Source organism: Anaerobacillus arseniciselenatis (assembly GCF_001865995.1).
Classification (GTDB): domain Bacteria; phylum Bacillota; class Bacilli; order Bacillales; family Anaerobacillaceae; genus Anaerobacillus; species Anaerobacillus arseniciselenatis.
The window spans coordinates 310,431-316,576 of the sequence record NZ_MLQQ01000040.1 but is presented as its reverse complement, the minus strand read 5'-3'; the positions used below and the strand labels follow the sequence as shown (position 1 = coordinate 316,576).

The 6,146-nt window shown below is 35.8% G+C and carries 5 protein-coding genes and 1 riboswitch; of the genes, 4 read left to right on the top strand and 1 reads right to left on the bottom strand.

Translation table 11 applies throughout. The annotated features are described in order from the left end of the window. Positions 1 to 259: 259 nt before the first annotated feature. Both trxA and BKP35_RS19665 read left to right on the top strand, forming a co-directional pair. Positions 260 to 574: a thioredoxin gene (gene trxA, locus BKP35_RS14685; protein WP_071314103.1), complete on the top strand. Its 315-nt coding sequence runs from the start codon at positions 260 to 262 to the stop codon at positions 572 to 574. Between the two features lie 171 nt (positions 575 to 745). After that, on the top strand, positions 746 to 1,096 hold the full coding sequence (locus BKP35_RS19665; RefSeq protein ID WP_071314102.1) for a hypothetical protein: 351 nt from the start codon (positions 746 to 748) through the stop codon (positions 1,094 to 1,096). A gap of 47 nt (positions 1,097 to 1,143) precedes the next feature. On the opposite strand, the gene BKP35_RS14675 is transcribed toward BKP35_RS19665, so the two are convergent. Further along, a complete protein-coding gene (locus tag BKP35_RS14675; RefSeq protein ID WP_071314101.1) occupies positions 1,144 to 2,067 on the bottom strand; it encodes a nuclease-related domain-containing protein in 924 nt (307 codons plus the stop codon). A 442-nt stretch (positions 2,068 to 2,509) separates the two neighbouring features. Here BKP35_RS14675 and uvrC point away from each other — a divergent pair, with 442 nt between their 5' ends. Beyond that, the gene (gene uvrC / locus BKP35_RS14670; protein WP_084031678.1) at positions 2,510 to 4,279 is read left to right on the top strand and encodes an excinuclease ABC subunit UvrC; all 1,770 of its coding nucleotides are present in this window, start codon (positions 2,510 to 2,512) and stop codon (positions 4,277 to 4,279) included. A 168-nt stretch (positions 4,280 to 4,447) separates the two neighbouring features. Further along, a riboswitch (Lysine riboswitch) is annotated at positions 4,448 to 4,636 on the top strand. A 202-nt stretch (positions 4,637 to 4,838) separates the two neighbouring features. Further along, positions 4,839 to 6,077 (top strand): aspartate kinase, encoded by a 1,239-nt coding sequence (locus tag BKP35_RS14665; protein ID WP_071314100.1) that lies wholly within the window; start codon positions 4,839 to 4,841, stop codon positions 6,075 to 6,077. Positions 6,078 to 6,146: the final 69 nt, after the last annotated feature.

Genomic DNA, 6,146 nt, shown 5'->3' with positions numbered 1-6,146 from the left:
TCGAGGGTTGAAAAGCCTATATCAACGATATGAATATCTGCGTCAAACTTAATTGAACCGCCGTATACCGAACGGTACGTACGGTGGTGTGAGAGGTCGGGGGTTAGTCACCCCCTCCTACTCGATTTTCTTATAGATTGGATAATTTTTCGTTTTCAAGGGTAATTTTAAAGTGTAAGCAAGATTGTAGCATCGTAACTTTAATAAATGTTATAATACTCTATGAGGTAAAAAGATGGATAATAGGGAGGATTTAACAATGGCAATCGTAAATGTAACAGATCAAAATTTCGCGACTGAAACAAATGAAGGTGTTGTATTAGTCGATTTTTGGGCACCTTGGTGTGGACCTTGTAAAATGATCGCACCTGTTCTTGAAGAACTTGACGGTGAACTAGGCGACAAAGCTAAAATTGCAAAAGTAGACGTCGATGAAAATCAAGAAACAGCAAGCAAGTTTGGAGTAATGAGCATCCCAACTTTATTAGTATTAAAAAATGGTGAAGTCGTTGACCAAGTAGTTGGCTTCCAACCGAAAGAAGCTTTATCAGAACTAGTAAACAAACACATCTAATCTTAACGAAAGCAAGCCCATCACCTATGAGGTGGTGGGCTTTTTATTGGATGAATTAGGTATTAATAAAATGGTCGAAATACAGGATGTGGAAAAATTATGCATCATGAAAGCTTCAATACGCATAAAATAGGAAAAATATAAAAAAAACGGGCACCCAAACGAAAATTGATGCACGAAAAAGGAAAAAACAGTAAAAACCGTGCACCCAAACGAAGATTGATGCACGAAAAAGGAAAAAACAGTAAAAACCGTGCACCCAAACGAAGATTGATGCACAAAAAAGGAAAAAACAGTAAAATCTGTGCACCCAAACGAAGATTGATGCACGAAAAAGGAAAAAATAGTAAAATCTGTGCACCCAAACGAAGATTGATGCGCGAAAAAGGAAAAAACAGTAAAATCTGTGCACCCAAACGAAGATTGATGCACGAAAGAGGGAAAAACAGTAAAATCCGTGCACCCAAACGAAGATTGATGCACGAAAGAGGGAAAAACAGTAAAATCTATGCACCAATATGAGTGTTGATGCATGGTCTATGGAAACTATTGTATTGATGTTATTCAATTTATAAACTTTTTATATAATAAGATGATTTTCCGTGTCCTATCAGTTTATAATTTTTCGCCAAGGTCTCCTGTAGAACTCTTTTTGACGCAACTATTCTACACCAATCATAAATAGCTGCAGTAGTTATTTTTTTATCGGGAAAAAGAAGTGCATACTCTTCTGTACTTCTCAACACAGCTTGTTCAATACCTTCCGCAAAGCCACAATTACTACAAGTCATGATCTTAGTTGTTACTTGCTCGGTTAAAATAGACTTACACGATTGACAAATTACCCCTTTTTCAATTTGTTCATACTCAAACACTGGTATCCGGCTATAAGGAGAATCCGTTAAGTGTAGAGAAAGCAACTTCTCTGCTAATTTGAAGTCACGGTGTTTTAACCTCAAGCCTCCTGCTTCTGTATCTAATTTGTTTATAAAACGATTGCGTTGCGTTGGAAAAATAATAGGTGAGTTCATTGGGGCTTCATATAGATAAAATTCGAGATTTACAAAAACTAAACTAGCTTCAAAATAATAATTAATTTTATGATATTGGAATAATTGCCGTAGTAAGGATGCAGTACGTTGAAGTTGAATAAGAGGGTTTTTTATTTCTTTTTTTGCTGAAGTATACCATTTATTTCCACCTATATAGTAGTCTCCTTCATGATTTTTCACATCGATAAGATAAATTCTTTCAGGTGAAATAAGTAAAGAGTCGATTTGGAAATGGGAGTTATTAATTTCGAATGTTAAATCACTTAAAAATATCAATTTGCTTGTAATAGGCTTAAGCCATTCATCAAAAATTAGCTCACCTGCATACCCGCTTTCGAGGTTTCGGTAATAATACTTATCTTTTGAAGATAAGGCGTTTCTAAAAAATAAGTGTCTAAAAAGCAGCAATTCTTTACTTTCCTTTCTATGTTTAAGAAACATATCTTCACTCCCTCGTTTTTTAATATTATTTTACTTCCATCAACCATGTTCTCATAAAGTTATTTTCATCAATTACTCTTCTTACTATCATTCATTTTCAGTTATAAATTTTAGAATATTCTATCAAATTCCGCAACCCTCTTCCTAACAAATCTCAGGATGTTATAGTAAAATAATTGTGGGCGAAATGATCGCCTCCACATTTATTGTACGAAAACATAATACTATGCTATAGTATCCTTTGATAAACGCTGTTTACGTATTAATTGTTGCTTTCAAATTACCCATTATCCCATGTAATTTCAACAGTTGGCACCTTTTCGTTTTCTGTAACAACAATACCCATGAAAACAAGTCATTTACCAACCTAATTTATAGTAAAAGCAACAATCTTTACGAAAAGAGCCTTCATAAAAAGACAATAGGTGGTGATCAAAGAAGGGTGGAGAAGCTTAAGGAAAAATTGGCAGTTTTACCAGACCATCCAGGCTGTTATTTAATGAAAGACCGGCAAGGGACCATTATTTATGTGGGAAAAGCTAAAGTGTTAAAAAATCGAGTCCGTTCTTACTTTACTGGTTCACATGACGGTAAAACGCAGCGCTTAGTGAGTGAGATTGAGGAATTTGAATATATCATTACATCATCTAATTTAGAAGCGTTAATTTTAGAATTAAACTTAATCAAAAAATATGACCCGAAGTATAATGTCATGCTCAGGGATGATAAAAGCTATCCTTACTTAAAAATAACTGCTGAAGACCAACCACGACTGATCACGACCCGTAAAGTTAAGAAAGATAAAGGGAAGTATTTCGGTCCGTATCCAAATGCTGGGGCAGCTAATGAAACAAAAAAACTCCTTGATCGGCTTTATCCGTTAAGGAAATGTTCTACGCTTCCTGATCGTGTCTGCCTATACTATCATATTAACCAATGTTTAGCGCCGTGCGTTTATGAGGTGTCTAGTGAACAAAATAAATCAATGATAGAAGAGATTACCCGCTTTTTAAATGGTGGTCATAAAGTAATTAAGAAAGATTTAATGTCCAAAATGGAAAAAGCTGCTGAAGAGCTCGAATTTGAAAGAGCAAAAGAATATCGTGATCAAATTCAACATATTGAAGCCGTAATGGAAAAACAAAAAATTACGATTGCTGACGAGATTGATCGTGATGTATTTGGTTTTCCCTATGATAAAGGTTGGATGTGTGTGCAAGTCTTTTTTATCCGTCAAGGAAAACTTATTGAGCGAGACGTTTCTATTTTTCCTGTTTATCAAGAAGCTGGGGAAGAGTTTCTAACATTTTTAGGACAGTTTTATAGCCACAAAGATCATATCAAACCGAAAGAAATTTTTCTTCCAAACTCAGTAGATAAGGAACTAGCTAGTGCTTTCATTCAAGTAAAAACCCTCCATCCGCAACGTGGGCAAAAGAAAGAGTTAGTAGAGCTAGCGAATAAAAATGCTGAAGCCGCTCTCAATGAAAAGTTTGCGCTCATTGAACGTGATGAAGCAAAAACGATAATAGCAGTAGAAAATTTAGGCAAAGCATTAAACATTCCTACCCCTCATGTTATCGAGTCATTTGATAACTCCAATATCCAAGGGGTTGATCCGGTATCAGCAATGGTTTCATTCGTTGATGGAAAACCGAATCGGAAAGGCTATCGCAAATATAAAGTGCGAACGGTTCAAGGCCCGGATGATTATGAGTCGATGCGAGAAGTGATTAGAAGGAGGTATTTACGGCAATTAAAAGAGGAACTTCCGTTGCCTGATTTAATTGTTATTGATGGTGGCAAAGGGCAAATTTCAGCTGCTCAAAGTGTTATTGAAGATGAACTAGGCCTATCGATACCGGTTTGCGGTTTAGCCAAAGATGAAAAGCACCGCACATCGCAATTATTAATCGGAGATCCACCAGAGATCGTCCCTTTAAAACGAGATAGTCAAGAGTTTTATTTATTACAAAGAATTCAAGATGAAGTTCACCGCTTTGCAATTACTTTCCACCGACAAATACGCAGCAAAAGCCTTTTTACTTCAGTGTTAGACGACATTGAAGGAATTGGAGAAAAAAGAAAACGAACACTGTTAAAACATTTCGGATCGGTGAAAAAAATGAAAGAAGCAAGCTTTGAAGACTTTCGAAATATCGGTATTCCAGAAAAAGCAGCGAAAGCTTTAATGGAAAAATTGAAGGAGTAGTTTAGAGTTTTGAATTATGAGTGTTGAGTTTTGAGTTAGTGTTTGTAGTGCTTCGAAGTTTTTTCAAAATAATAAAAACTCCCAACTTTAATCACAAAATTTACCATTGAATTTCGAATGAGTTTCTGTTAAACTCTAAAATAATTAAATATCCAATACTTCAATAGAAGTGGTGGTAGAGGTGCAAAGACCATGAGTATGTTTTCTGAGGATGATGAGGTCCAGTGAAGATTACAGAAAGGGGAATTTGCCGAAGCGTAATTAGTAACTCACTATTAATTAAGCTGGACCTACATTGAAAAAGTGTAGGGCTGTCACATAACTAACCCAATGGTTGTGTGGAGAACTATCTCACGATAACGGGAACACAAAGTGATTTTCAGTTGTTTTGAACAATCCTTTAATTAGTTTCTATTTTGTTTTAACAAAAAAAGTTAAAGCATCAGTGAGGGTTTTCCTTACTGATGCTTTTTTTGATTCATGGATAGAAATTTGGCCACAAGCCAATGTGTGTCTGGGATAGGTTTGGGAAATGTGGAAAATGAAAGGGTGGACAAAGATGGGATTAGTGGTACAAAAGTTCGGAGGAACTTCAGTAGGTAGTATCGAGAGAATAAAAAATGTTGCCAACAGAGTAATTGATACGGTTCAAAACGGTGACAAAGTAGTTGTCGTCGTTTCGGCAATGGGAAAGTCGACAGATCAATTGGTATCAATGGCTAGTGGGATTACTAAAAAACCGAGTAACAGAGAAATGGATATGCTCCTTTCGACAGGTGAGCAAGTAACAATTTCGCTTTTAGCAATGGCGCTTCAAGAGCAAGGTTATGAAGCTGTTTCACTGACAGGATGGCAAGCAGGCATATATACAGAAGCTTGTCATAGTAATGCAAGAATTAGTAATTTTCAAGAAAAGAAAATTTCCAAGCATTTAGCTGAAGGAAAAATTGCCATTGTTGCTGGATTTCAAGGTGTAACAAATGATAATGAAATAACAACGTTAGGAAGAGGTGGGTCTGATACGACGGCGGTAGCCTTAGCTGCAGGTCTTAACGCAGATCGGTGTGACATTTTTACAGATGTTACAGGTGTGTTTACAACGGATCCTCGTGTTGTAAAAGAAGCAAGGAAGTTGAATTCAATTTCTTACGATGAAATGCTAGAGTTAGCAAATCTAGGAGCTGGTGTTTTACACCCACGTGCCGTTGAATTTGCAAAAAATTATCAAGTTAAATTAACCGTTCGTTCAAGTATGGTAGAAGAAGAAGGAACAATGATAGAGGAGGAAGTTTCAGTGGAGGAAAATTTAGTTGTTAGAGGGTTAGCTTTTGAAAGTAACGTAACAAAAATATCTGTATGTAATATGCCAAACAACTTATCAGGGCTATCAAATTTATTTACAACACTCGCAGCAAATAATATTAATGTGGATATCATTATTCAAAATGTAAGTGATAGTGAAAATACGAACATCTCGTTTTCGATTCACTCTGAAAAATTAGCAGAAACTTTAGATGTTTTAGAGGAAAATAAAAGTGAACTACAATTTGAAGAGATTCGTTATGAAACTGGATTATCGAAAGTGTCGATCGTAGGTTCAGGGATGATTTCTAATCCAGGTGTTGCTGGGCAAATGTTTAAAGTATTATCAGACCAAGGGATTTTTATTAAAATGGTAAGTACATCGGAGATTAAAGTATCTACAGTATTAGACCAAAGTGACATGGTGAAAGCGGTAGAAGTACTTCATGAAGCATTTGATTTGTCGAATATCAAAACACCGCAAGTCAATGCTTAATTACAACAAAATATCGGTTACTTTTCATACAAAGCGCGCATGACGGATCTTCATCACAATCAAATATGA